The organism is Mucilaginibacter gossypii (assembly GCF_900100945.1).
Lineage (GTDB): Bacteria > Bacteroidota > Bacteroidia > Sphingobacteriales > Sphingobacteriaceae > Mucilaginibacter > Mucilaginibacter gossypii.
The window spans coordinates 1-26176 of the sequence record NZ_FNCG01000034.1 but is presented as its reverse complement, the minus strand read 5'-3'; the positions used below and the strand labels follow the sequence as shown (position 1 = coordinate 26176).

27 protein-coding genes are annotated in these 26176 nt (G+C 51.0%); 7 read left to right on the top strand and 20 right to left on the bottom strand.

Going from position 1 to position 26176, the window contains the following annotated elements:
* Both BLS28_RS30025 and BLS28_RS30685 read left to right on the top strand, forming a co-directional pair.
* Positions 1-828: alpha-L-fucosidase (locus BLS28_RS30025; RefSeq protein WP_176844612.1), on the top strand; the 828-nt coding region annotated here is incomplete at its 5' end.
* A 33-nt stretch (positions 829-861) separates the two neighbouring features.
* Positions 862-1347 carry a GAF domain-containing protein gene (locus BLS28_RS30685; protein ID WP_143020920.1) on the top strand — a complete coding sequence of 162 codons (486 nt, stop codon included), beginning with the start codon at positions 862-864 and terminating at the stop codon, positions 1345-1347.
* Here the strand turns inward: BLS28_RS30685 and BLS28_RS30015 are convergent.
* The 17 genes from BLS28_RS30015 to BLS28_RS29930 form a co-directional block, all read right to left on the bottom strand.
* Positions 1269-2678: an MFS transporter gene (locus BLS28_RS30015; RefSeq protein ID WP_091176466.1), complete on the bottom strand. Its 1410-nt coding sequence runs from the start codon at positions 2676-2678 to the stop codon at positions 1269-1271. The two genes, BLS28_RS30685 and BLS28_RS30015, sit on opposite strands and share 79 nt — an antisense overlap.
* A 66-nt stretch (positions 2679-2744) precedes the next feature.
* On the bottom strand, positions 2745-3323 hold the full coding sequence (locus tag BLS28_RS30010) for a TetR/AcrR family transcriptional regulator (protein WP_091176463.1): 579 nt from the start codon (positions 3321-3323) through the stop codon (positions 2745-2747).
* A gap of 1081 nt (positions 3324-4404) precedes the next feature.
* The gene (locus tag BLS28_RS30005) at positions 4405-4677 is read right to left on the bottom strand and encodes a helix-turn-helix domain-containing protein (protein ID WP_091176461.1); all 273 of its coding nucleotides are present in this window, start codon (positions 4675-4677) and stop codon (positions 4405-4407) included.
* Positions 4678-5196: 519 nt separating this feature from the next.
* Positions 5197-6381 carry a hypothetical protein gene (locus BLS28_RS29995; protein ID WP_143020919.1) on the bottom strand — a complete coding sequence of 395 codons (1185 nt, stop codon included), beginning with the start codon at positions 6379-6381 and terminating at the stop codon, positions 5197-5199.
* A gap of 179 nt (positions 6382-6560) precedes the next feature.
* Entirely contained in the window at positions 6561-7673 is a 1113-nt protein-coding gene (locus tag BLS28_RS29990; protein ID WP_091176456.1) for a conjugative transposon protein TraM, read from the bottom strand.
* A 1-nt stretch (position 7674) separates the two neighbouring features.
* Positions 7675-8292: a conjugative transposon protein TraK gene (gene traK, locus BLS28_RS29985; protein ID WP_091176453.1), complete on the bottom strand. Its 618-nt coding sequence runs from the start codon at positions 8290-8292 to the stop codon at positions 7675-7677.
* Positions 8293-8294: 2 nt separating this feature from the next.
* On the bottom strand, positions 8295-9419 hold the full coding sequence (gene traJ, locus BLS28_RS29980) for a conjugative transposon protein TraJ (RefSeq protein WP_091176451.1): 1125 nt from the start codon (positions 9417-9419) through the stop codon (positions 8295-8297).
* Between the two features lie 4 nt (positions 9420-9423).
* Entirely contained in the window at positions 9424-10071 is a 648-nt protein-coding gene (locus tag BLS28_RS29975; protein ID WP_091176448.1) for a hypothetical protein, read from the bottom strand.
* Between the two features lie 33 nt (positions 10072-10104).
* Entirely contained in the window at positions 10105-10776 is a 672-nt protein-coding gene (locus tag BLS28_RS29970; RefSeq protein WP_091176445.1) for a hypothetical protein, read from the bottom strand.
* A gap of 10 nt (positions 10777-10786) precedes the next feature.
* Entirely contained in the window at positions 10787-11461 is a 675-nt protein-coding gene (locus BLS28_RS29965) for a conjugal transfer protein TraI (RefSeq protein ID WP_091176443.1), read from the bottom strand.
* A complete protein-coding gene (locus BLS28_RS29960; RefSeq protein ID WP_091176441.1) occupies positions 11458-13911 on the bottom strand; it encodes a TraG family conjugative transposon ATPase in 2454 nt (817 codons plus the stop codon). Before BLS28_RS29960 ends, BLS28_RS29965 begins: the two co-directional genes overlap by 4 nt.
* A gap of 61 nt (positions 13912-13972) precedes the next feature.
* Positions 13973-14767, bottom strand: a complete 795-nt coding sequence (locus BLS28_RS29955) for a hypothetical protein (RefSeq protein WP_091176439.1) — start codon at positions 14765-14767, stop codon at positions 13973-13975.
* Complete coding sequence (locus tag BLS28_RS29950) at positions 14764-15243, bottom strand: DUF4133 domain-containing protein (protein ID WP_256337584.1); 480 nt, start codon at positions 15241-15243, stop codon at positions 14764-14766. Before BLS28_RS29950 ends, BLS28_RS29955 begins: the two co-directional genes overlap by 4 nt.
* 6 nt (positions 15244-15249) lie before the next feature.
* Positions 15250-15696: a DUF1896 family protein gene (locus BLS28_RS29945; protein WP_091176437.1), complete on the bottom strand. Its 447-nt coding sequence runs from the start codon at positions 15694-15696 to the stop codon at positions 15250-15252.
* A gap of 45 nt (positions 15697-15741) precedes the next feature.
* A complete protein-coding gene (locus BLS28_RS29940; RefSeq protein ID WP_091176434.1) occupies positions 15742-16074 on the bottom strand; it encodes a DUF4134 domain-containing protein in 333 nt (110 codons plus the stop codon).
* 252 nt (positions 16075-16326) lie between these two features.
* Positions 16327-16824 (bottom strand): hypothetical protein, encoded by a 498-nt coding sequence (locus BLS28_RS30680; protein WP_143020918.1) that lies wholly within the window; start codon positions 16822-16824, stop codon positions 16327-16329.
* 562 nt (positions 16825-17386) lie between these two features.
* Positions 17387-18709: a WD40/YVTN/BNR-like repeat-containing protein gene (locus tag BLS28_RS29930; RefSeq protein ID WP_091176429.1), complete on the bottom strand. Its 1323-nt coding sequence runs from the start codon at positions 18707-18709 to the stop codon at positions 17387-17389.
* 376 nt (positions 18710-19085) lie between these two features.
* Here BLS28_RS29930 and BLS28_RS29925 point away from each other — a divergent pair, with 376 nt between their 5' ends.
* Genes BLS28_RS29925 through BLS28_RS29915 form a run of 3 tightly spaced genes read left to right on the top strand, consistent with a single transcriptional unit; the run spans position 19086 to position 22209 of the window.
* Positions 19086-19625: a M15 family metallopeptidase gene (locus BLS28_RS29925; RefSeq protein WP_091176427.1), complete on the top strand. Its 540-nt coding sequence runs from the start codon at positions 19086-19088 to the stop codon at positions 19623-19625.
* Between the two features lie 52 nt (positions 19626-19677).
* Positions 19678-20475, top strand: a complete 798-nt coding sequence (locus BLS28_RS29920) for a DNA/RNA non-specific endonuclease (protein WP_091176424.1) — start codon at positions 19678-19680, stop codon at positions 20473-20475.
* A 12-nt stretch (positions 20476-20487) separates the two neighbouring features.
* Entirely contained in the window at positions 20488-22209 is a 1722-nt protein-coding gene (locus BLS28_RS29915; RefSeq protein ID WP_091176421.1) for a patatin-like phospholipase family protein, read from the top strand.
* Here the strand turns inward: BLS28_RS29915 and BLS28_RS29910 are convergent.
* From BLS28_RS29910 to BLS28_RS30675, 3 genes are all read right to left on the bottom strand, one after another.
* Positions 22175-23389: a hypothetical protein gene (locus BLS28_RS29910; protein ID WP_143020917.1), complete on the bottom strand. Its 1215-nt coding sequence runs from the start codon at positions 23387-23389 to the stop codon at positions 22175-22177. The two genes, BLS28_RS29915 and BLS28_RS29910, sit on opposite strands and share 35 nt — an antisense overlap.
* Before the next feature lie 105 nt (positions 23390-23494).
* On the bottom strand, positions 23495-24322 hold the full coding sequence (locus BLS28_RS29905; protein ID WP_091176417.1) for a glycerophosphodiester phosphodiesterase family protein: 828 nt from the start codon (positions 24320-24322) through the stop codon (positions 23495-23497).
* Between the two features lie 145 nt (positions 24323-24467).
* On the bottom strand, positions 24468-24659 hold the full coding sequence (locus BLS28_RS30675) for a hypothetical protein (RefSeq protein ID WP_143020916.1): 192 nt from the start codon (positions 24657-24659) through the stop codon (positions 24468-24470).
* Positions 24660-24776: 117 nt separating this feature from the next.
* On the opposite strand from BLS28_RS30675, the gene BLS28_RS29900 reads away from it, so the two are divergent.
* Both BLS28_RS29900 and BLS28_RS29895 read left to right on the top strand, forming a co-directional pair.
* On the top strand, positions 24777-25766 hold the full coding sequence (locus tag BLS28_RS29900) for an LLM class flavin-dependent oxidoreductase (protein ID WP_091176415.1): 990 nt from the start codon (positions 24777-24779) through the stop codon (positions 25764-25766).
* Between the two features lie 8 nt (positions 25767-25774).
* The coding region (locus BLS28_RS29895; protein ID WP_176844611.1) for a molybdopterin-dependent oxidoreductase at positions 25775-26176 on the top strand (402 nt) is incomplete at its 3' end.

Below are 26176 nucleotides of genomic sequence, written 5' to 3'. Positions count from 1 at the left end.
GTGCAGCATTATGATCCGGATTTTATATATACCGATGGTACCGTTCAGGGACCGTTTACCGGTGAGGGCACAGGCACCGGGTATAAAGCTAATGCTATGCAAACGGTTATAGCTGATTTTTATAACCGCACTTTAGCCAGACGGGGTAAGGTAAACACGTTTAGCATTGTTAAGTTCAGGAATAAGACAAATGGTACCGTAACTACGGAGGAATTCGGGATTCCCCCAGATATAAAAACCGACCAGCCGTGGATAGCAGAAGCGCCGGTTGGCGACTGGTTTTACGCCCCTGGATTTACGTATGATTCGGGTATGATGATCAAATATATTACTGAAGCCATTGCACGCGATGGCAATGCTGCCATTTGTATTTCCTTGCTCCCAGACGGTTCACTGGATGAAGGAAGTGAAAAAATGCTGAAAGAAGTAGGGGTATGGATGCGGAAAAATGGCGAAGCGGTTTACGGCAGCCGCGCCTGGGTAATTCCGGGGGAAGGCGAACAGATTGATGGTAAACTTAAAATGTTACCCGGGGGAGCGTTAGGACGAAGACAGGCGGAATTTAAATTCAACGAGCAGGATTTTCGCTTCACAGTTGGTAAAAATGGATCGCTGTACGTATTCAGTATGGTTGTACCAAAAGCAGGGGCGATGCTGACGGTTAAATCATTGGGAACCGACGCGGAACGCTTTGATCACCCGGTTAAAAATGTTCGGCTTTTAGGCTATAATGGCCAATTAAAATGGAAACAATCACCAGAGGGATTGATGATCACTTGCCCGGAGACAATGCCGTTTGCCACATCCGTAGTTTTTAAAGTTGATTAATGGTTACACCGATACCGAATTTATCAAAGCCGATTGGGCCTGAACGGGCTCCGGTATGTAAGCCGGGACGTCGGCTTTTGCTCCGTTGCCATTCTTAACCTCGAGCCCCTGCCGGTAGACGATACCCTCCGGAACGAACTGTTTGCTAATCTTCCCTATGTCAGGGACCTCCTGAAGATCAGGTCTTGCGCCGGAGCGCCGATCATAACGCCCGATAGTTACATCATCGATACCGGACCGCGCACAATGAACGAAAAAGAGCAAAGGCTGCTTAAAAAACTTGCCCGCATCGCCATGGAACAAACAGAACTCAGGGAGCATACCGTTTTGCTGTTGAAGCCCGAACTGATTGTCGATGGCAATTTCCCTACATTTGTATTGTTCATGGTACCGGATGAGCTTAACTTGACATTAGATCTTGGCGCCATATTATTGCTACATTATCTTTTCCAGCATAGCATCGCTGCCATACCTAAAGAAAGTGCGATAGCTGAAGTAGTTATGCCAAAGCTGAACTGAATTTCTGCTGCGCTCACGCCATCCGGCGCAAGTGTAAAGAAAAGCCCACCAATCAACGCAACGAAAACAGCAGCGCTTATTTGAAAAGTGGCAGTTACCAGGCCTGCCGCCAACCCTGAAAAGCGTGGATCGACCTGGTCGACGTTTAAGCGCACCAGGGCGGGGATGGCAATGCCTTGCCCAAGTCCTATAAAAAAAAGGGGTACAAAAAGATATGAAGTAATTCCATTTAAGGACAGTATAGCGGCTAAGATCAGTCCGGCGACTTCAAGGATCATTCCGAAGGCGGCCGTTCGGGAACCAAGCCGGCTAACTATAGCGGGGCTGCACCAAGGACCAAGAAAGAAGCCGACTCCCAGCGGCAGAATAGCGAAACCTGTCGCCAGCGTGTCATGACCTAAGGCCCCTTGCTCATATACAGCAAAAATCAGGAAGAAAGAGGCCAGGGAATAGAAAAAGAATGCTGCGGCCAAATTCTTTCGTAACCCGCTTTTCATGAATAAAGATGGATAAACCAATGGCGAAGCACCTCTTAATTCCTTCTTTTTTTCGTAATGCCAGAATGCCATTAGCAAAGGTATACTTGTTATCAGGAGTATGATGCACCACCATGGCCAGCGATTTTCGCGTCCCTCGATAAGCGGAAGCACGAAGGCCAATAGTCCGGCAGCGAGCAATATAGCTCCCGGAACGTCCAATACATCAGATTTTTCAGCACGGTTTTCCCTGAGTAAAATTGAGGCGGCTGGTATGGCAAGAACAACTACGGGCAGATTAATGAGGAATATACTTCGCCAGCCCAGACCAAACAGGTCGGCCGATATCAACACGCCGCCCAACAACTGTCCCGCCACAGACGCCAGTCCGAAAGTTGCCCCATAAAAGCTCAGTGCCCGGTTTTTTTCTTCCGCAGGAAAAATAGCGTGAATGGATGCCAGTGATTGCGGACCCATTACGGCTGCCGCCACCCCTTGTAATAACCTGCCGGCTACTAATACAGCCGGCGATGGTGCAAAACCGCATAAGGCAGATGCAATGCCGAACCCGAGCATTCCGAAAATGAATACCCGCTTTCTGCCGTATATGTCTCCCAACCGGCCACCCAGTATCAATGTGACGGCATAAGCAGCAGCATATACCGATACCACCAGTTGGGAATCGGCTGGTGATGCGTGGAGATCCCTGCGTATAGCAGGCAGGGCTACATTAACAATAAAGAAATCCAGCGGCGGCAATAATGTACCGGTCAGCAATACAGCCAGCGCCATCCAGCGGCGAGGATCGGCAATATTTTTTTCGATTTTCTGATTTTCAAAACTTGATAAATCCATACCGTTAAAATTTATTTCGTATTTATATTATAACCAACTTATCGTTCCAGAATAGGTCAAAAAAATTTAAGATTTAATTACACTGATCAGAAAATCAGTCAATTGATATAATCGTTTTTTATCGTTGAAAAGCAGATCAGCATTCCATAGCGATGCAAAACTGGTAACTACAAAATATGCCAGCAAACCGGGGTCTTTTTCAGCAGATAGGTCTCCTTCTTGTTGCGCCTTGAGAAACAGGCCCTCAAAAAGCTTTATGGAATTATTAGCTTGTTGCTTAAGCATTTGGTTTACATCTTCATCTATACGGGAAAGTTCAAAAGTTGAGTTGATCGCTAAGCACGTTTTGGTGTCAACTAAAATATTCTTAACAATATCTTTGATAATTATAATTGCCGAATCAAGTGCTGATGCTCCTTTATTGGCGGAAGCCCGGTAGTTTGTTTCTATTTCCTGGATGTAATCATGCAGGCACTTCAAAAAAAGATCATGCTTATTGCCAAAGCTGTCGTAAATGCTACTCCTGTTTATAGCTAATGCGTCTACCAGATCGTTCATGGTCGTGGCCTGGTAACCCTTTTTCCAAAAAAGATCACGGGCTACCTTTAACTTATCCTGGTAATCAAACGCTTTATTTCTAGGCACAGGGCAAAAGTAAAAATAAAAAACCTATCGTTCCAAAATAAATTATTTTTCTTCGATTTTAACACAAGTACGAGGTACAGGGATCAACATGAAATTTATTAGGAAGGGCAGTCACAAGGTCAGTTGGAAGAAATCAAAGCTTTTACTAAAGATGGGAGGGGAAGTAAACAGTCCGGTCCTGAATCGGGGCAGACTCATTTATTGCATCGTGCAGGGACAAAACGTCATAGCTTGTCGGCAGTCATGGTCACCTATGTGGAGGATTCGGATACCTTGACCACCTGATTACGCAAATCAAGGAGGAATTATTCCGCGACACTCTGACCATCCCAATCGCTTAATTATAACAAGCTATTTTCATTTCCGAATTACACAAACTGAAGCTCAAAAGAGCACAGAACAGGGTGGTCAATGGCTCCGTATTCTCCAGATAAGCGCGTGTAATCGTTTTTCGGGTAAGAATTGCAGGGTCTTTCGGTCTTTGAGCAGGTATATATCTTTGATCAGTTGACTATGCCGCGCTAATTCCCCGGGCCGGAAACTATGGATTTGCCAGTCTTGATATTCCAGGCAGATGGGTTCGATCATAAATATGGCAAAATATCGATCTCCGGGCTTGACTGCAAAATTATTGTTAAACAATGGGAACTAACAGGTTTTATCGGTGCAAAGCAATGCGGATCGAAGTAAAGTTGTCACCAACAAAATAGGGGAGGGTTGGCTGACCGTTACGGTGATGGCATTGCCGAAGAAAAATTTAACAGGCCGAGCTGGCGGACATATTGATTGCTATGTAGCGAGCAACAGTTCCACTCGGCTACCGAGGTGCGGGTGGTATGATGGCGTGTACCTGATATAGCCATAGTCCTGAAGCTGGCTAACGCATTTGTGATAAGTGATGTTACTTTGAATGCGAGACAACTTCATAAGTTTCCTTCGGGAAACATTTATAGATTTTTTCATGCCGGCGGATTGCCATAAAAAGTAAATCGCCATATAGAGACTCAGGTGCCAGGCGGTAATCCGGGCGTCTTCGCTGAAGCAGTAAAATAGACGGGATAAATGTTGAGCAGCGGACATGTTAACGAAATGCCTCCCTGCTGTTTTCCAATAATTTAATGATGTCCTGATGGCGATAATAATAAGTTCCCCCAATCTTGGAGTAAGATAATCTGCCCCCTGTCCGGAGATTTTGCAAAGTGCCCTGTGATACTTTCAACAGTTGCCTGACTTCAGCACCTTTGAGCCATTCTTTTTGGATATCTTTTTTTGTGTTCAACAAATCATTGATATCATTAAGTAATTGCAGCCTGAAATGCTGCAGATCTTCTTTGGTAATAATCTCTACACTCATGGTCTATACGATGTAGGAATGTTGTTGAATGGATTTCTTTTGAATGATGGTATTGATAAATATTCCGTGGTCGAGTAGACACAGGGTACGCTTACGATAATTCATACTACCTGTATTCTTTGCGATATTTATAATTTTATATGCAATGGTTCTCGTCATGGTGTACATACGGGCATTATGAATTTTTTTAATTTCCTGCAATTACTTTTTATCGCTTGCATACAGGTAGATCCCGGGGACCAAGAATGATTTTACTGCGCCTCTTCTTGTTGAAAGATGGGAAATATTGTAAATAACCAAAGTCATGCAGGTCCCGGATACAGCGATGATAAGTGGCCCGAGAAGAAATCCGGGCCACCTCCATCACCTCGTAACTATAAACCTCGATATGATCCGTAAACCCGCCACGCTGCCATAACTGCAGGAGCGTAGCAAAAAGGCCAATATGGGCAATACAGATCCGGGGATCGCTGCCGACCCGTTCAAAGAATACCCATAAAGGCCTGCACAGCTCCATACTCAGATCTTAACAGCTTGCTTGCGCTGCGGGGCCGGTCCCTGTTTTTGTTCAGCCGCCGTTTTCTGGGCGGCCGGTATTGCCTGGCCCGCTGTTAGGGTGCCCTCTTTAGCTGCGGTTGCTTTAGCCATAGCTGCCCGCTGCACTTCCTGCGGCGATAGATCCGATTTTTGGCTTTGTTCAAAGGCCTGTCTGTTCACTGGCTTAATATTCAGCTTTTGGCCGTTCCCATCATAAAAGTCGACGCGCATCATCGGCGCATTCACCACCATTTGAGTTTTTACCTCCTGGCCGTCCTTTAATACGTTAACTTCAACCTGGTTTCCTTTTTGCAATTGCGCCAGCAAACGCGCCTGCATGTATTTCTCTTCCGCGCCGACAATCGGGAATTTTTCCAATGCCTTCCCCTGGTCATGCCAGCGGATCATCTTGGGTAAAAAGTTGCCGTGCTGATCGGCCTCTTTGAAGTTGAGCGCCCGCCAGGCCCAGTAGGTTTCACCGGTCGGCACCATTTTCAATTTACCATCGATTTCTTTCCTTTCCAAAACAGGTTGTTCCCGGTAAACCGCGCGCCCGTCCATCATGTTGTAGCGTTCCTGGAGCGTGTAGTTAAATTTCGGCCCGACAAAGAAGGTCTGCGAAAGGTCTTCCATACCTTCTTTTTTTAGTGTCGATGTAAAACGGTTGAAAAAAGTAAGGTCTTTAGCGGCATCATCACCTTTCGAAAAATACAGCACCGAGTGCATTTCATCCTTTCCGAACTTACGTGTGTGGTCCAGTGTAAACTCGGTCAGGTTCTGTTCCATTTTTGTATGTAAGGACTTCGCGATTTCTTCGCCAAATCCCAGATACTGAAGTTGATCCCTGTTGTACTCAAAACTTTCCTGATTCATAATACTTGAATTTTTAATGGTTAATACTATTTTGATAAAATGTGTGGGATAGGTTGAAGCAGCTAAAAGCCTTAGATCCGTCCAATGCAACTGATCATCGTGCAGCCTGATGGTACCGCGGTCATGGTCGAAGCGGGCACACAGCGTTTGTTCGATAGTCAGCGGGCGGTATAGGGCCTGGGGCGTTGAGCATTGCAGCCTGCCGTACCGGTTACTATGAACCCTGAACAGGGCGATACCACAGTGCTTTTCCGGGTAACTGTCGGGATCCGGCTTGAGGCTCCTGCATGACATAATCGAATACATTATTTGATGACGAGCAGAATTCTGAAGCTTCACCGGCGGAAACATACCCATGAAATACAGGTTGATGCCGGCCCCGGTCAAAGGCCACCCAATTTTATTGTTGCTCCGTAGCTTTTGACAAAAAATTGGCAATGGCTTTGCGATCCGTTAATTCCATAGCCAAAAGATTAATGCAATGCCTTATTGTCGCGCAGCAGCAGTTCGTGCCCGTCCTTCAGTTTTCCTTTCACGCGTTTGACCTTTTTAGAGAAAAGCCCTTTGGCCGTATTGATCCCTGCCGTCGTCAGCTGCGCCGTTACCGAAGGGGCGAGACTAAGCATATCCATGGATTGCACCCCGTTGACTGCACCTTCGCGCAGCGCTTCACCGTTTACGGCTTCCGGCACGCTGATACCCTCCATGCCATCTGTCCGATCATACACGGTCAGGTCGACGGGGATAATGTTCAGTCCTACATGGATTAGTTTGATATTGATTTTTACCCGCTGGTTATAGAGGTCGCCGCTGCCATAGATCGGTTGCCCTTTGACGAAGAGTTGCCCGTTCAGCCTTACCGAGTCCAGCAGGCGCATGCGGATCACCGTGCCCTGCACAATCTTCTGGTTGCCATCGATCACTGCGGGGATCGCCTGGAATTGTTCCGGTGCAGTTTTTACAAGGATGTCCTCTTTTTTATCCTTCAGCCGCTCCGGGTGCTGGATATCCAGGATTTTTTCCAGTAAGCCGTTCATCTGTTTCATTTCCGGGTCTTCGCTTAGGGGCGCAGGATACCGCATGGAATCCGGGCGACTGTTAAGCGCTGGTTTAGGTATTGTTGTACCCACTGGCGCAGGCGGTTTGTTGATCACCGATTGTAACTGTTTTAACCGCTGGCTGATCTTGGCGGCATTAACCGCCGGGTCATCGTTATTGCCGGAAACCTGGTCGCCGAAAAGCGAGGGCTGGCGGGGGGGGGGGAAGAGGTTGTCGTTGGGCGGGGCTAAGGCCCCGCTGTCCGCGCCGCGTTTGGAAAAAGGGTCTGTCTTGCGCAGTTGCGCCTGTTTATCGGAGTCGGCACGGGCGCGGTCGTAAAAGCTCATTTTATCGCCGTCCTGGTTGCCACCCAGCAGCGTGGGTGGTATTTTGTACCGGAGGTTTTGCCGGACCGTGCTTTGCGGTTCCGGGCCTTTGCCGCCGCCGAAGGCCCAGAAGCATACGGTGCTCAGGCAGAAAATAATGAGCGGCATGACCAGCAGGGCTTTCCGCTGGCGTTGCAGTTTTAAAGGGTTCTTGGTTTCCATGTTAATGGTTGCTGATGGTTAAAACTTTGTTTTCTATGGTGCTCCAGTGCTCGATGAGGAAGCCGAGGAGGTTGTTGTCGCTGCGTTCCACTTCGCGCAAGTCGCCTTCGGTGATGAGGCTTTGCGCGACCTGGCTGGTGGAGCGGATAATGTGCAGGGTAGCGTAGCACCGGAAATGGTAAGGACTGGCGCGGGTATCGACCTGTACGCTGTCGACGTTGAGGCGCTGGCTGATATTGCCTGCGATGATACTGGCGTAATAGCCGCTGACGGAGAGGCTGTCATAGACTTTGCGGGCGGAATTGTCCGCGAGGTAAAGGGCGCGGGACAGGTTGCGTTTGTTGACCTTTTCGTCGGGGTCGAGGGTAAAGAACAGCTCGTGGAAGGCGCGGACATGGCCGCGGGCTGCAAGGGGCAGGTACTCGGCGCGTTCGACGGCTTTGGCCGACCATGCGGTATTGCCGGAAAGGACGTAGACTTTTTTTTGTAAGGCCACTGATTCTGATTTCAGCAGCCAGGCCATAAAGCAGACGGCGGCAAAGGCCAGCAGGACGATGGCGATGGAAAAAATGCGTACGTGCTGGAACGCGGTCTCCAGGTTCTTGAGTTTTTTAAACATGGTCAGGATGTTTTACCGGAGCCGCCTTTCAGCTTTTCCGTGTTGTAATTGTTGTTTTGGGTTTCTTTGCTGCTGCTTTGCCGGTTATTGACCTGGCTGTAGCTGGAAAAAGCGTTCCGCATGATGGAGCCGCTGAACCAGGATACGGCCATCGAGGCCATCGCCGAGGTTTTATTGAAGAGGGCATGCCCGCCGACGTTCATGATGTAGTTGGCAATGCTCGGCACGGTGAAGTAGCCGAGGATACCGATCAGCAGGAAAATGAGGTATGCCGTACTGGTATTGCCGAATTCGTTGCCGCCGAGGTTACCGCTCTGGATGGCCAGCAGCGTATTGGCCTGGATCCTGGCGATAATGGCCCCGAAAATATTGGCGACGGGCAGCCACATGAACACGTTGACGTAACGGGCGATCCATTGCTTCAGCGTATGCTGGAAGCCGTCGAAAATGCTCAGCCCGAAGCAAAGCGGTCCGAGAATGGCCAGCACAATAAGCTTAAACGTACGGATCGTATCGAGGCAAAGCGCTGCGGCCTGAAAAAGGATGTTAAGTACTTCGTAGATGAATTTACGCGCCCAGTTCTTGATGCTCCAGCCGGAAAAAGCATCCGAAATGGGGTTGCCCGCGCTGGCATCGGTACCGTCGGGGTGGTTGTACTGGTACCATTTGTCCGGGTCTGAATTGAGCTCGCTGGGTGTTTGCTCGTTATCGTTTTGCGGTTGTTCACTGAGCAGGCGCTCGATGGCCTGGTTGGAATTGGTCACCATATTTTCCGTGGCGGTCACGACGGGCTGGAGCACGCCGTTCATCAGGCGGAGTACCAGCGGAAAGAAGGCGACGCAAAAGCCGATGCCGAATGGGCGCAACAGGGGATAATAATCGATGGGTTCGGCTGCGGCGAGGTGTTTCCAAACACGGGCGGCGATATACCATAAAGCGGCGAAACCACCGATGGCGCGGGCGACGCCGATCATGCCGCTGCAAAGCGGGATCATCTGGTCGTAAAGCTGACTGAGCATGCCCTGCAGGCTGCGCAGGTCGTCGGCTGCGCCCTCGGCATGGGAAAGTAAAGGGCAAAGTACGCCCAGGGTTGCCAATGTCGCAACTGTTAACGTTTTCTTTTTCATAAGATCAGGGTTTAATGCCGTAAATAGAATGGAGCGCCTGCCTGTCCTGTTCGGTCACGACGCGTTGTTTCGCCATAGCTGATGCCTGACCATTAAAGCGCCGCATGTAAATGAGCTGATTGTAGCTTTCGAGGTACATCCGGTCGATGGCCCTGAGCCGCTCCGCATCGCTCATCCGCAGCTGGCTATCCGTGACGATCATCACCAGGTTATCGAGGTTTTGCAGGCTGGCACTGATGAGGTTATTATAAACGGTCATCATATAAGCCAGTTCATCCGGTTTGAACCGGCTGCTGCGGCTGAATGAACCGGAGGCTTGCCGGTATTCGCTAACGAGCGTCGCCTGGTCGCTGATGATATCCGTGATCCGCGGGGACTTGCGCACGGTGGGGCTGACGAGGTAAAGGCCGTCGAGAAATACCTGGTGCAGGCTGAAATTGCCCTGCGCAACGCCTTTCACGGCGCTATAACCCTTGGACAAAACCTCGTAGCCCTGGTACATCTGGCTAAGGATGTTCTTCAGACTGGCCAGTTTTTCATAGTCGAGTATGAGCTGTTGCATGCAATCATCGACCGATTGCGCTTTGCTTTGTTGCGGCAGCAGGCTGAAGAGCCCTACCGTCAGCAGGATGGTAAAAATTAACTTTTTCATCGCTTTCAAGGTCTCCTTTGACGTTTGTTTGGGCTATTGTATGCCGTAAAGCTTTTTCATCTGCTCCTGGTCTTTTTGCTGCTTTTGCCGGTTCAGCGCCAGCTTGCGGCATTTATTGCTGAAGTAAGCTGCAAAGGCCTGTTTGTCCTTCATGCGGTCATAGAGCCGATCCAGCCGGTTGAGGCGCTCGGCATCGCTTAGCTGCAACCGGCCCGGCGTAAGCACGTCTTTCAGTTCGGCCATGTCCGTTTTACATTCGGCCAGCAGGCCGGCGCTTACTTTGTCGAGGTATTGCAGCTCGGTCACGGTCAATGACTTTTGTTTAGCCTGCCATTGTTTTTCGTTCGAGAATAGTGAGCGGATCTGTTGGTAAAGGCTGTCGGTGGCACGGCCTTTCGGGTCGTTTTTCACCACGGGCGCAACCTGCTGCAAAGCATTGAAATAAGCCGTATGCAGGCTGAAAGTGCCATTCTTCAGGTCATGCGCTGCCGTCAGGCCATTACCGACGATGGCATAACCGGTTTTGATGGCGCTCAGGTAAAGCTGGTAACCGGCGATTTGTTCGGTCATCAGTTTTTTCTTCGTGGCCTGCTGGCTGAAAAAGCCGCCCAGGAACTGGGCTTTGGCCTGCATAATGCCGAGGCTGGTGAGGGAAAAAATAAAGCTGGCGGCTAAGCGCGCGGGGTTGATGAATAGGTTTTTCATATCATTAGGTTTATTGTATCCCATAAAATTGCTTCACCGCCGCGCGGTCGCGTCCGTCTTTGGCCCGGAGCAGGCTCAGCCCGGCGTTCTGCCGGTTGAACTGCCGCAGGTGGCCGAGGTTGGTCTGCATGGCTTTGGCCGCCAGGTTGATCCGCTCCAGGCGTTCGGCATCGTCCATCTTCGCCGCCAGGTCGCTGATAATGGTGATGGTTTCGTCGAGGTTGCGCAGGCTTTCCTGTAAGATGCCGTTATAGATATTGCCCATATACTTCAGTTCCGTGGGGCTGAAATGCGGGTCGCGGTTGAACTGCGCGCTGGCGTTCCGGTATTCACTGACAAGCTGGCTTTGCTGGCTGACGATGCGTTTGACCGCATCATAACTGGCGATCAGCCGGCGGACTTTGGATAGTTCCTGGTAATAACCGGCATAGAGGTCCTTTTCCTTGTTGAGCCAGTCCGAGATCCCGTTCAGGCTGTTGAGGTGCAAGGTGTTCTCGATCTGTTGTTCGGCGTTTTGCAGCGCGATGGTCCGGTTTTGCAAGCGCTGCACTTTGATGTCGATGGCGACGATCACTTTCCTGATCAGGCCGGTAAAGGCGCTGGCCGCAGGCACCTGTGCCTGGGCTTCAGGCGGGCACGGCAAAAACAACACGCAGCCCACCAGGATGATGATATATCTTTTCATGATGCTTTTGAATTAAGTTTCTCGGCTACCAGCGCGGCGATGCCCGCCTTGATGCCGCCGTGTTTTTCCGCGTATTCCCTTACCTGCACCCGCTCGCGGCCTTCGGTTGTGAATGCGTAATATTCTTCGGGGCAGAGTTCGTTTTTGTAGACCTTCATGACCTGCCCGCCGATGTCCACGAAAATCTCCCGGTTATCTTTATTCACCGACAGCAGGATGGTTTTCCCCTTATCCGACAAACCCAGCGCATTTTGGAGCTTGTCGAACTTGCCCTGGAACTTGCGCATATCCATCAGGATTTTAATATCTGCATTATTGATAATGGCGTCCTTAATGACCGGTGACGAAATGAGGTCGTCCAGTTCCTGCGTGATCACGATAGGCACCCCGTTGAACTTGCGGATGGTTTTAAAGGCGTAACGCAGGAATTCCGCCATACCCGACCTGGCGATGGCCTTCCATGCTTCGTCTATCGTGAGGACTTTACGGACGCCGGCCAGTTTGCGCATTTTGGAAATGAACAGTTCCATAATGATGAGTGTCACGACCGGGAAAAGGATCGGGTGGTCCTTGATCTGGTCGAGTTCGAACACAATGAACGGTTGGCTGAGCAGGTCGAGGTTCTCCCGGGCGTTCAGCAGGTAATCGAATTCCCCGCCTTTATAATAAGGCCGTAACACATACAGAAAATTGTCCATATCAAACGCACTTTCTTTTACCCGGTGGCTTTTCAGCACCTGCCGGTAGTCGCGTTCAAGATATTCATAGAGAGAATCGAAACCGGGGAATACCGGGGCGTTTTGGGCGAGGTATTCATAATAACCCTGCAAGGCGTTGGATAGGGCCACGTATTCCGCCCGGTTGAACGTTTCGTTTTCGCCTTTCCAAAGGGAAACCAGCAAGGCTTTTAAACTTTCTTTTTTCTCGGTGTCGAGCACTTCGCCTTTGGAAAGATAGAACGGGTTAAAACGGATCGGGTCCGTTTCGGTATAGGTGAAATAATAGCCTTTCACGGTATCGCAGAGGCCAAGGTAACTGCCGCCAATATCGACGGTCACGCAATGTGCGCCCTGGTCATAGAGCGAACGCAGGATATGGTTAACGGTCATGGATTTGCCGCCGCCCGATGTGCCGCACACCAGCGTGCCCATATTGGAGGTGATGCCTTCCTTTCGGGGGGCATCGAAAAGATCGGCGTAGACCGGGCGGCCGGATAAGCGGTCGCAGAAGCGGATGCCTTCACCAGCCCGGGCGCTCTGGTAATTGCTTTCGAGGTTCAGGAAGCAGGCGGCCTGTTCGGCGAAGGTATGGAAAGTGTCATTGACCGGAAAATCACCCGCATTGCCGGGAATGCCCGCCCACCAGATCTGCGCCGCGCCGTCAGTTTCCGGTTTGGCGGAGGCATCCATCGCGGCGAGCGCCGATAAGACCTGGTTGCCTTTGCTTAACAGCTGTTCCCGGCCATCCGACCAGACCATCACGTTAAAGTGTGCTTTGACCGGCAGGCGCTGGCGGCTGATGGCCTCGTTCAGGTATTCGTTCGTGGCCTCCAGCGAGATGGCATTCTCCCGGGAATAAGCCGAGAGCGATTGCAGCCGCAGCCTTTTCTTTTCCAGTTGTTTGAGTGTCGCCTGCGCGTCGCCAACAAAAATGTACTGGTTATAGATATGGCTGGTTGGAAGTAAAAGCCCGAGCCGCGCGGCGAAGCTCACCGGGAATTTGGTCTGGTCGGTAGAATAGGGTTCATAGGTCAGGCGCGAACCGCAGTTGGGCGGCAGGCTTTCGGTATCGCCTAAGGTATAGATCGCCAGCTCCCGGTTGCCGATACGCACTGCTTCGTCAAAGCTGATATCCTGGTATAAAGCCGGGTCATCCCTTTCCGCTAAAAAACAATAACGTTCGATCAGCCCGGTTTTTTTTAGCTGGCTTTGCAGGTCGGCGGCGGTTAAGGGCGTAACGCTCATCAGGCGGGTATCTTCCAGCAGGCGTTTGAACCGGGCGCCCACATCACGGAATTCGCGAGCCGCCTGCGCGTCAAGCATTTCGCGGGGTACCAGGGTCGGCCGGATCAGGCTGGAAAACAGCGAGCCGGTGGGTTTGCTGCCCTGCGGTCTTTTGGTCAGGTAAACGATACAGTCATGCGCCAGGTATTTCCGGCCTTGGAAGTAACGGGCGCTGGCCTGGTTCAGAAAGCTTTGACCGCAGCCGGTTTTGCCCTGCGTGGTTTCTTTTTGTAAAAACCAGTCCTGTTTGTGCAGCACGCTGTCTTTGGGCAGTACCCGGATGGCTTTTACCCAGGCCTGGTGCAGGTGCTCGTAATCCTCATCCGAGAGCGTAAACACTTCCGGCAGGCTGATGCGGAAGGCCAGTGTAAACTCGCCCTGTTTGGATAAAATGGCGTCGTTTTCAATCCCAAGGATGGGCAGTATATTTTTGAGTTGTTTTTCCATTTCGCATTTTCTCTTTCACATCATTTATAGCCCTCTCCTTTGGGGAGGGTTGGGTGGGGTTTCAAAAGCGGTGGCGGTTGCGCGGCCTGGCCTTTTGCATGTTTTCCTGGTGGTCACGCTGTAATTGTTCTTTATTCTGCCGGATCAGCCTCGGGATATCGGTTTCGGTCAGCGGGATGACTTCGGCTTTCAGTTCTTTTTGGATGGGATAGCGTCGTAGCAGCTCGCGTTCGTCCATGCCGTAGATCTGCGCTGCACCTACCGGGTCGAGCCCGATCTCGTTGGGCAGTCTGATCTTGATCACCCCTGGCGGGAATTCGAGCAGTTTCGGGTCGATCTCCACCACCTGTTTGATCAACGGCTCATAAAAAGCCTCATAATTCCAGCCGTCATTGGTCAGTTCAAAAGACTTCAGGCTGATCACCGGGAAGAAGTGCTGTGCGTGGCGGAGTTCGTGCATGCGCAGGTCGACGACGAATTGCTCGCCGGCGATATCGATCTGCGGGAGGATGTTTTGTTTGCGGCCCGCCAGCGCTGCCTGGTCAACGATGACCTCGAAGTCGCTCATGGATTGCAGCTTTTCGACCGGGATGCTGTATTTTTCAGACATGCCCTGCGGGTCAAGCTGGACAAGCTGTGGAATGATATAAGCTGCTGCTTCCTCCGTATCGGTGGTGGCCTGTTTGGTGTTTTCGTTCCAGGCGAGCAGATAATGATCACCGAAATCGGTCAAATCCCTGATGAAGGATATCTCGTTTTCGGGCTTATCCGTTTGACGGAGCACCTGCTTGTCGATGTCTACAACAAAGCTGGTACGGCCGAAGCTGTAGATAACGGGTTCTCTGAACTTGCTCATAATAGGTTCTTTTTATGGGTTAATTGCTGGAAAAAGCGGCGGCCGTAAGATTTCAGGACGCGGGGTACGCGTTTGCGGGCCATGGCCTTCATCAGGCCGTGTTCGCCGTACCTGCGGCTTAAGGCAAATATTTTCATAGCGCCGAATAGCGCTGCCGGTCCGCAAACGGCGACGCAGATGATGGTGCCGGCGCCGATGATATACAGAACAGCGAACAGGATCATCAAAGCGAGTACCAGCCCGGCGAAATACCAGATGTATTGCGCCCGCAGGCCGTGGAACTCGATGCTTTTGTTGATGCTTTTATTAATGGTATAGATGCTGTTGTTCATGGTATGTTCTTTTTTCGTAACCTTTGGTGCGGATCGCCAGGGCGCTTTGATAAACGCGGATAACACATCGCCTGGCTGGTAGGCCAGGGCGATGCGGATCGCTTCGATGTTATCGCGTAGTTTATGGAATGGGTTAAACGACATGCCGGTTTAATTTTCGGGTTGCTGGTTTTCGAGGTATTCGGCGATCATGCCGGTGATGGCGGCGCGCAGGCCGCGGTGGTCTTCGTGTTCTTCTCCGAAACCGAAGATTTCGAAAATGGGCTCGCAGGCACCAATGAGGTTGATAAGCTCGTAGGTCAGGATGCCGCTGCGGTTAAGCCGCTGGCAGTCCTCCGGAAATTCTTCCTCCAGCAGCTCGCGCATCCAGCTGAAGCGGGAAGGGCGCAGGTCTCGGGTCAATTCTTCGAGGCAAAGCGCTTCGATGACATAGTCCGGGCGGTTGTCCCGTTGCAGCTCTTCGATCAGTCCGCTGATGGAATCGATCTTGGTGCTGAGGTAATGGTTCAGCCGGTGGTCTTCCTGCAAAGCGATGAGCAGGTCGGTATGGTGCTGCACCATATAGTTATGCAGCTTGCCGATGAGTAATGTTTTCATTTGCTTGTTTTTAAAGCCCTCCCTTCCGGGGAGGGTTGGGTGGGGCTACAGGCCGAAGAAGGATTTGATGATGGTGGCCACGACGACCAAAAAAATGCAGGAGCCGAACCAGGCTGCGGCGACTTTGGAGGTATCCTGGTCCCCGCTGTTCCACTTCTGGTAGACTTTGACCGCACCGATCAGGCCGACGATGGCCCCGATGCCGTACATCAGGTCGGTGCCGCTTTCAAAATAGCTCCTGACCTGGGTGTTGGCCTCCTGAATGCCGGCGTTTCCGTCCTGGGCCTGGGTAGTTAAATAAGTCAGGGTGATCAATACCACGCACAGGGCGGCCTTTTGGAGTGTTTTGCTCCACGATTTTCTCTTGCACTTTTCCATTTCACTATCGTTTGGTTATTGAATTCTGAAGGCCTTTGGCTTTTCGCTTTCGGCCTTTTGCTTTTTTCAGGGCATAGGTTTCCCATACCCGCTCCCGGTTACCACAGGGAGGGGAGGGAAAAAGCTGCAACCCTAACTCATTCCTTTGCGGTGATGGCGCTACAGCGCGGGGCCGGGCAGCTTATTTTTTTGGGCTTTGGTTTCCCCTTTATTGGCCCCGCGGATTGCGGGGCCGGGGAAAGGCACGGCGAGCTAAGCGCTCCACCACTGATCCACTTCGCCTTCACTCAGCAGCGCCGTGCCGGTATTGTCACATTCGCTGACGACAAGAGCGTTGATCTTTTCGCGGTCGGTTGTCGCAGCGACATCAGGGTAATCATGGAGTATTTTTCGGAGTGCGGGGATGAGCAGTTGCGGTGCGAAGGGCTCCTCGGCAGCTTCATAGATGCACTGCCGGAGTTGCCGGGCGAGGTCGCTCGCAGTTCCGCTGAAGGGCAACTTCTGGCTGTAGGCTTCTTCGGGCAAGTTGACCGCTGGATTAACCTGTTCCGGCTCAATTTTTTCTGTCGGGTATTGCAATACAGCAGGCCGCTCTTCCGGAGCATCGGCTTTGGCACTCAGCCTGGCGATCAGTTGCCTGATCTCATGACGGTAATATTTCCAGGCGATAAAGGCGTAATAAGAGACCGCTGCTGCAAGAGCGGCGCATAGGTATTGTTTCCAGGTAGTGTTGTTCAATAGATGCTCCATGTTGTTATTGCTTTAATATTCGTTTTGGGCAGGTTACTGCCGTTTGTTGATACAAAGCAAGGTGATAATGACATGCTGATAAACTTCAAGATGATACTGAAGCTTTTTTGCAATTATTGAAGCCTGTTTTAAATGAGGTTGTTAGGATGTTTTTATGAAAACTGATGTGTAATATAAGTTTCCATAAGCCATGCGATTGACACATGGGAGAAAGTTTGGGATTAGTCGCGGTGCGTTAATTTATTTTTTTGAGTAGCGCCGGAGTGGGGCTTGAATGTGTGGTGTTTGTGTTTCGAAGGGCACGGAAGCGGTTTTACCCACGGAATTGAGGTGTCCGGGGTTATTTCCATACCTTATCCCAGCTTACGTTGCTGCTTTACAGTATAACGAATAATAGCAGGCCTTCAGTCAATAAGAATGAAAATCGGCCTCAACGTGCGTTAACCCGATCTTAAGCTTGACGGATTTAATTAGATGGTGTTGTTCCCTGAAACTACGCTGCTTTTGGTAGCCGTAGATTAGATTCTTGTCGTTAACCAATGCGCTGGGACCATCTCCCCAATCATTTACTATAATACCTGATATAAGGTTTTCCCCAATTGGCTACGATCAAATTGCCATTTTTTGCAACAATATAAGGCTGCAGCCCTGTGCCCTTAAACGGGAATACCAATGTGCTATTGTTATAGTTATTAAGCATATAAAGGCCATTGCTGTCATCTTCAAAATAAAACCTTCCATCACCCTGTACACTCATATTGCCATACTTTTGACCACCAATCATATAACCAGTATAGCCCGTTCCTTCGTCCTCTGAAATATATATTCCGTTGGTATGAAAGATGGAACAGACAAAAAAATTATTGTTCGGGCCAATGTAAAAAGAATAAAATATACCGGGAGTAACGCTTCCGCCTATAGGCACAGCGTACCACGTGATGCCGGCGTCCCCCGATTTAAAAAGGTTCATGTTATAGGCGTCTGTTACATATATGTTTCCTTCCTTGTCCTCTGACGGGCAGTCAAAATAGGGCTCGATGGGCTGGGCTGCGGGGAAAGCAGCCTTTGTCGTGGTGGTCCAGGTTTTACCTTTGTCACCGGAAACAAATGCAGCTGCCGGTTCGCTGGTCGTCGCCACCAGTTTTCCGCCATGTGTTGCAGCTGCAGCATTTATGGTGGCGGCATCAAAAGGACTGGCACCTGAGTTCGTCCAGTTCTGACCGGCATCCTTTGAGTAAAATACGCCATCGGTTGTTAATGCATAAACTTCATCCGCAGCGCTCGACACAACGTAGTTGATCTGGTGACTGTTTCCCAACGGCACGACAGCGTTCCAATTTGTGCCATTATCGTCTGAATATCTTAGTGAAGCCTTGCCTCCTGCGAAACAGGTAAATAACCTCCCTGTGCTTAACTTACAAAAGCTGGCAGGGCTTAGCCCTGTTTGTATTGTACAGCCTCCATTGTGCCAGCCCGCTGCCCCGGCAATAGCAGTAGCTTTGATTTTAACCAAATCTACTTTTTGATTATTTGAATTAAGCACATAAGCGGTTAAGATCTGTTGTCCCACATTGCCCGCAAGCGACCATGTATAATAAGCCATTCCGTCTTTGCGACTGATATCCGGTACCGTGTTACCGAGGTTGCAGCCAGATCCTTTGAATTCAATTGAATAGCCGGCTAACGGAACACCATTCGCAGTAACCTGTACAGCTATTGGATTCGTCAAAGGATTACCTATTGTATCCGTTTGGCCATCCCCGCTGACAAGTTTTATTTTAAGTGTGCCCATGGTCAGAATGTCCTTGTTGCCGGACCCTGATTTCGAGCAACCCAACGGAACAGTACATGCAACCACAATCAATAAAATAAAACATTTTTTCATGGTAAAGTATTGGTACCCTAATATAATAATAAATTAACGTGAGTTCGGGTTAAGCGACTAACAAAATTTGATTATCGTGGTCCTCAAAAAGTAAAAAATAGGAGAGGTGAATAAAACCTTTTACCTGTTTTTTGACAGGGGAGGTTTCAGTAATGGTATATCTGCATATCATTAATACATATCAGAACAGTAATAAGCCGGAGAAATGCTATGCACTATAACTACCGCAATGTTTAAGCTGCGCCGGCCGGCCCAATGCACTTTGGCGGGAATTATTAAAAAAAGGGTGTTTTTCCGGTAGGTTTTGTATGGCGTATTGCTTAAATTAGCTTGCAAATCACTTATTCACAATTTGTTAAACCCTATACCTGATCCGATGAATACACCAAACGGTTACAAAGAAATCAATGCCTTGTTTGGCAACCCCGCCAATCCCGATGGTTCCGAAAACAAAGCCTGGGTACACGCGCACATTCAGCTCGTCAAACCGCCTGCCGGCTGGAAACTATACTACCAGGGCGACAGCGGTTCACTGACCCCTTACCCGGGTTTACAGATGCATGTGCTGCTGGCACCGGTATTCACCACGGTCATGAACGAGATCTGGGCCTATGCCGCAGAGCAACTCAAAAACCCGGGTGAAGACGATATCCGTGCCTGGTTGCACCAGTACCGCCTGGACATTACCGCCGGCTGTTTTAATTTCCGGCCAAGTTCCGGGGACCATACCAAGCTGTCCTTACACAGTTACGGGATCGCGATCGACTGGGACCCCCTGCATAACCCGCATAAAAAGCCGCTGACCAAAACCCTGCCGGACTGGTGGTACGCGATCTGGCAAAAGCATGGCTTTAGCGATGGCCGGCATTTCAAGACGCCGGACCCGATGCACGTGCAGTTTGCCACCGGGGCTTAATCGGCTAGGCGTTAAGGTCTCCTGATTTATACCAGCCTGAAAATCAATCACCATGGCCAAGATCCGAATCCTGTTCATCATCCTCGGCGGTTTCCTGTTGCCGGAACTCACCGCCGCGCAGGCCCCGGCCCTGGACGTGACCTATGTCCGCGCGCTCCAGCAGAAATACCCCTCGGTCAGCTCGCCGCTTTGCGCCGCCTGCAAACTGTGGGAGAATCCCTATTTCAAATCCATTGCGGATACCGCGGCGCACCGCCCTGTCGTGACCTATTATGTCTATACCCGGGAACACCGGCTGGCGCAGGAAGCGTTGAACATTCCGCGCACCGGGATACCTGCCGCCTGGAGTTCCGGTTACGGACAGCCCGACGAGACGATGATCTACCGGGCCGCCAATATAGAATCAACCGACATGATCGCCAAAGGCCATTGCCAGGCCTGGATCCTGCTGGCCTGGTGCCTGGATGCCGCCATCCTGTCTGATACCTATACCTTTAATGCTGGTATGGAATTCCAGGGACAGAACATCGGCACCGAACTGGCCACCGAAGAACTCTGCCGCAAACTGACCGGCTTCAAAGGGCTGGCTGTGACCGACAGCGTGCAGATCTGGTGCGGCACCAGCGGCGCACAGCACGTCTACAGCCAGGGAGCGCTCGCCGTCACGATGCCCGAAGCTTATTACAAAATCATCTGTTATAAAGACCTGTCTACGCACCAGCCTGTTAGGCTGTGTTACTGGCTGCCCAACCAGCCCACTGAAAGCCGCGCCAAACTCCCGCAGCGTATCGTGGATTTCAGCGTGCTGGTCAAAAAACTGGGTTTTGACCCCACCATCGTCCTGCATTAAAACCTTTTGCATATGAGCCATACACAAATTTCATCGCATCCACTCGAAAAGATCGCCCTCAGCTGTTCCGGCGGCGGTTACCGCGCCGCCAGCTACCACCTCGGCGCCATTTCCTACCTGAACCGGCTGCAGTACCAGGGCAAGCCCCTGCTGGAAAATGTAAAAATGATCTCCACCGTATCCGGCGGCACCATCACCGGGATCGTCTATGCGCTCGGCAAAGCTCATAAGGATGAGTTCGAAACGATCTTCAACTTCCTGATCAGCCAGCTCAAGCAGCTCGACCTGGTGAAGGCGGGCATCAGCCAGCTGAACCCGGACGCGGTCTGGACCAATACCGCCAAAAGCAAAAACCTGATCAACGCCTTCGCCCTGCAGTATGATGAACACCTGACCCGGCATGCCACGATCGCCGACCTGGACCTCAGCCACACCCACCTGGAAGCCGCTGTATTCAATACCACCGAATTTACCAATGCCGTCGATTTCCGTTTCCGTAATAAAGCAGCCGGTTATTGCGGAAATTTTTATCTGATGGTGGATGGGGAAACCGCAGCGGAAACCAGGCTGGGAGACGTGATGGCCGCCTCATCCTGTTTCCCGGGCGGTTTCGAGCCCATCCTCTGGCCCCAGGATTTTGTTCATGACCAGGCTCCAAGGCTTAGAGCACTGGCGGCAGCGAACAAGCCCACCGGCCTGATGGATGGCGGCATATATGATAATCAGGGCATCAGTTCGATCCTGAACTACCGCAAGAATGACGCAGAGGCCTATTTCGATCTCATCATCGTTTCGGATGTCGCCTCACCCTATATGGAAGCCTACCAGCCGGCGCCCGAAACCGCGAAAACGGGTTTTTACAAATGGACGCTCAAAGACCTGGCGGCCAGATCCGCTTCGGTCAGCGACCGGACAAGCTACGTGCTGCTGGGCATTGTCCTGCTCGGTTTGATCATCCCCGTATTTACGCAGTACAGGCTTAATTTCGGCAATGGCCTGTCGCTGGGCTTTGCGGCCGCTGCACTGATCTTGTGGATTGGCAAGGTGCTGGCCGTCAAAAGGCTGCGCGCTGCTTTATCCTGGACCTTTGACCGGTTGACGCAAAAGATACCCGGCTTCTATCGTGATAAACTCGCTCACCTGCACCTAGAAGACCTGTCCCTGCACCGGATAGAACCGTTGTTACTGAACAGGCTGGTGTCGCTGGTGGACCTGCTGATGAACGTCTTTCTGAAAGTCGTACGCCGGCTCAACTACAATATCCTTTATCATAACACCGCGTTTGACTACCGCCGGATCGGCAACCTGATCAAACAGCTGACCGAAGAAGATTTTGTGAACAGCCGCGAGCGGCTTGAGCAGGACGGCGGGGCGGACCCTAATGTCGCCAGGCACAGTGTGCTTACCGGAACTTACCAGGACGTCATCGGACCTGAGCTTAAAAAGGTCACCGAGGAAGCCGCCGGTTTCGGCACCACGCTTTGGTTTACCGACCAGGACGTGGTCAGCGACATGCTGGATAAACTGATCATCACCGGGCAGGCCACCATGTGCTATAACCTGGTGGAATACCTGGAACAACTCATTTATACCACCGGCAACGGTTTTGCCGCGCTGCCGGCGGAAGGGCAGCAGGCTATACAGGAAACCTATGAACAGTGCAAGACCGACTGGAAGCAATTCAGGGACGCTCCGGGATTTATGCTGAAGCCTGGTCCGCAGGAGCAGGGGTAGCCGGGCTGCCAGCTGCAGCTACGGGGCGCGCCGCATTCGTATTCTCCGGCCCCTTGGCGCCCAGGTAAGAGGCCGAACTGATCCCCGCTAAAAAGAGAATAGTGGAAGAGAATTCCGGCATGCTCTTGTTATCGATCGTATAGATGATGAAGTACATACCGAGCACCAGGTTCCAGGCAAAGGCCTGGATGCGCTGCACACTGTAGCCGTTCCCGTCCGTGAGGATGTCTTTTAAGAAGGTGGCATGCTGCTTTTGCGGCGCTCCCGGGTTGTTCTTTGCGAAATTACTGTCGATCACATAAGCCAGGCCGGTGGTACCCGCGCTGACGCCCAGGAGCAGCAGGATAGAGGTATTAAAAGTGGTCACGATATCCGTCAGCACCAGGGTATAGATAAAAGCCCCGATCACCAGTGTCGTCCAGAACATCAGCTGGCTTAAGGACAGGCTGTACGCGCCGCCGCGGCCGCCGTCCTTCAGCGCATCGGTAAAGACGCAGATATAAACGAAAAGCCCCAGCACGATCACAAAAAGCAGCATCCAGCAGACAAACACCCAGATCCGGTAATAGATGATCGTCACCCGCGGCGTGCCGGGTACTTTCTGCAGCTCCGACATGCCCTGCCAGCCGATGGAAGCGTTCAGGTTGGCAAAGTTATCATAGAAGTGGCCGGTATTGCTGTAAAAGAACTGCCAGGCATTCCGCGTGCTGTCATTCCGCCGCAAAGCAATAAAGATATCCGCAGTATTCCCCAAAGCCGGTAACTGGCCGGCATTGATCTGCAGCCGGGTGATCTGGCTCATCCAGTCGGACACGATGCCTTTCATCTCCACCCCGTTCACATAAAGCACCACCTTACTGTTATCAGCAGGGCGGGTGTTTAAAAAAGCCATGGGGTTGCTGATCGTGAACCGGATGATATTGCCCGGATAGACAGCGACCGACTGGGTGCTGTTATTGATCGACAGGTTGTCTTCCCGGGCCGTCTGCTCCTGGGAAACTACCGAATAAACCGGCTTGATGGCCAGCACTTGCGGCAGGACAACTGTGGCCGGTTCCGTACCGGGCGAAGGGTCAGGCAGCACCGTTTTCGGTACCTGGGCGTTATCCAGCGCCAACGAAGGTCCGGTCCACAAACACACAGCAAACAAGGCAGCGAACAAAGCGGTGAACTTTTTCATGATGAAAGAGTTAGGTTGCTTAAAGATAGGCATTTACGATTTAAATTATTGACAAGTCCAATAAAAACGCCGAAATCTTTCATTAGCTGGTCCGCCCGCTGCAGATTAATTATTGTTATTTACTTCGGGTTTTAACTGATTGCCGGAATTGATGGTGGTCAAAAACTCGCGCAGTCTGGATAATTGATCAGTAGTAATCAGATCTACCCCGCATTGTAATAATTGATGCCATACCAAAGGGCTGTCTGGCGAATGCCATAAACGCACTTTGGCGCCGCATAAATGCGCTTGTCTAACGTAAGTCGTCAGCTTCAGGCTATCTTTTAGTGATAGGGCGCCTGTTCCTTTCCACTTTAAAAGTTTAGAATATTTACAGCTGGCCATGGCCAGCAGCTTATCGTCGGCCGCGGTGCGGTTAATTTTACATAAATCGGCATCAAGCGTTACCAATTTAGCGGTATCGGCAATTACCTGGCCGTATGGTTTATTTCCCGAAAGCACAACGCTCACTTGTCCGTTAAGCGCTGTATGATATTCCTCCAACAACGGTTTAAGCAACTGATAGGTTTTCACCGGATCAGACTTGATGTCAATCATCAGGGTAATCGGTTGATTATAGCCTGGATAGATTTGTCCCTTGTTGCCACTGATATATTTAGCCAGAGGGGCAAGGTATAAACCTTCTAAGGTGCGCCGGTGATGAATAAGCGGAAGAACATGCGTAACTACCAGGCGGTTCTTGTGCACATATACATCGGCTTCAATATAGGTATAACCGTTATTGAGCGCTTCAAAAAGCGGTAATTTATGTTGGTAATCGTTATGTGAAAATGCATTTGCCAGCGGTATGTTTTGAGCCCGGCCATAACGGGGTAAAAAAAATAGAATTAAAGCCGTCAGCATCAAAGGGATGATATCAAATGTCTTCATCATTCATTAATTATGGTACGCTAATTTATTTGCGTTTCATGAATTTATGATGATGATTTTGAAAGTAGACAAGTAAAAAGATCACAGCATTGCTGGCTGAGGTTATAAAGACGGACCTTCGGTAGCCGAAGGCCTGTTGCAGGCTCGCTTATCCCGCTCTGTAGCTTATTCCCCCAGATGGCGGTACAGATCGGGGAGCGGTATTAAGGCTTGCGAATTGTCGTTGATGCCAATAGGGATAAGACGGCCTGATATCACTGACCGCATCCAGCCGTTTAACCTGTCCGCCAATGAAATTGCCTGCAGCCTGGGTTTCGGGCATTCCCAATCCTTCAGCCAACTGTTTAAAAAATAAAACCCGGCAATCTCCGCTGGAGTTCAGGTCGCATTTAAGTGATTGTCGTTAAAATGGGACTGATTTGACAGAAGCGGGCCTGCGGCCTGTTAACTTTGCGACATGGCAACGATCAATTATTCAGTGCTCGACCTGGCAACGGTCATCCAGGGACATACCATTGCAGACAGTTTTAATTATAGCGTGGCAAATGCACAACAGGCGGAAGCTTTAGGCTACACGCGTTACTGGTTCGCCGAACATCATAATATGGTGAGCGTGGCCAGTTCCGCTACCTGTTTACTGATCGGGCATATCGCCGGTAAGACCTCCACGATCCGTGTCGGCTCGGGCGGCATTATGTTGCCCAATCATTCACCCCTGGTAGTCGCCGAGCAGTTCGGTACGCTGGAAACGCTCTATCCGGGCCGGATTGACCTGGGATTGGGCAGGGCGCCGGGCAGCGATCAGGCGGCGGCCCTGGCCATCAGAGGTGAGAACATGAATGCAGCCTTTCACTTTCCGCAAGATGTGGCATCGCTCCAGCATTATTTTGCGGGCGATCATCCGAACGGGGTCAGCGCCGTTCCCGGCCAGGGTTTGGACATCCCGGTCTGGATACTCGGTTCCAGCCTGGACAGCGCTAAACTGGCGGCTGCCAAAGGCCTGCCTTATGCTTTCGCGAGCCATTTCGCACCGGCCTATTTTCTGCAGGCTATTGAACTCTACCGGAAAACTTTTAAGCCATCCCGTCATTTGTCCGAGCCCTATGTGCTGGCCTGTGTGAATGTAGTGGCAGCGGATACGGACGCAGAGGCGCAATACCTCGCCACTTCCTTACAGCAATTGTTCAAGGGCATTATTACCGGCAGAAGGCATCCCTTACCACCGCCTGTAGAAAGTATGGCCGGCATCTGGAGCGCGGCTGAACAGGAAGCAGCAATGCAGATGCTGGCCTATTCCTTCTTTGGCAGTAAGGAAACGGTGCAGGCGCAACTGAATGATTTTATGGAGCGCACGGGCATCAATGAACTGATGGCGACTTCGCACATTTATGATCAGCAGGCCCGGCTAAAGTCTTATCGTTTGCTGGCCGAAGCATTAAATGCTTAACTTAGCGTATGGAAGAACCGGAAAAACTGGAACGTATCATAGAAGCGCGGATGAAACTTAAAGCACGCTTCGAGCAGCAGATGCAGGCGACGCCTTCACTGGCGGACGATCAGCCGAAAGGCTCCGGCCCGCCTAACCGTCATGGCATGCCCACAATCCCGATCGGACAGACCAAAACGGTCAAGTGGCCTGTCCTTGACCTGGGTTACCATCCCAATATTCCGCAGGAACGTTGGCGGCTGACCATTGACGGCGCTGTAGACCACCCGGTCGTGCTGACCTGGAAAGACTTTATGACCCTGCCGCAAACGAAAGATACGTCCGACTTTCATTGCGTTACCACCTGGTCCAAGCTGGATATGCACTGGAAAGGCGTCAGCCTGATCGACCTGGCCGCGTTGGTGCAGCCC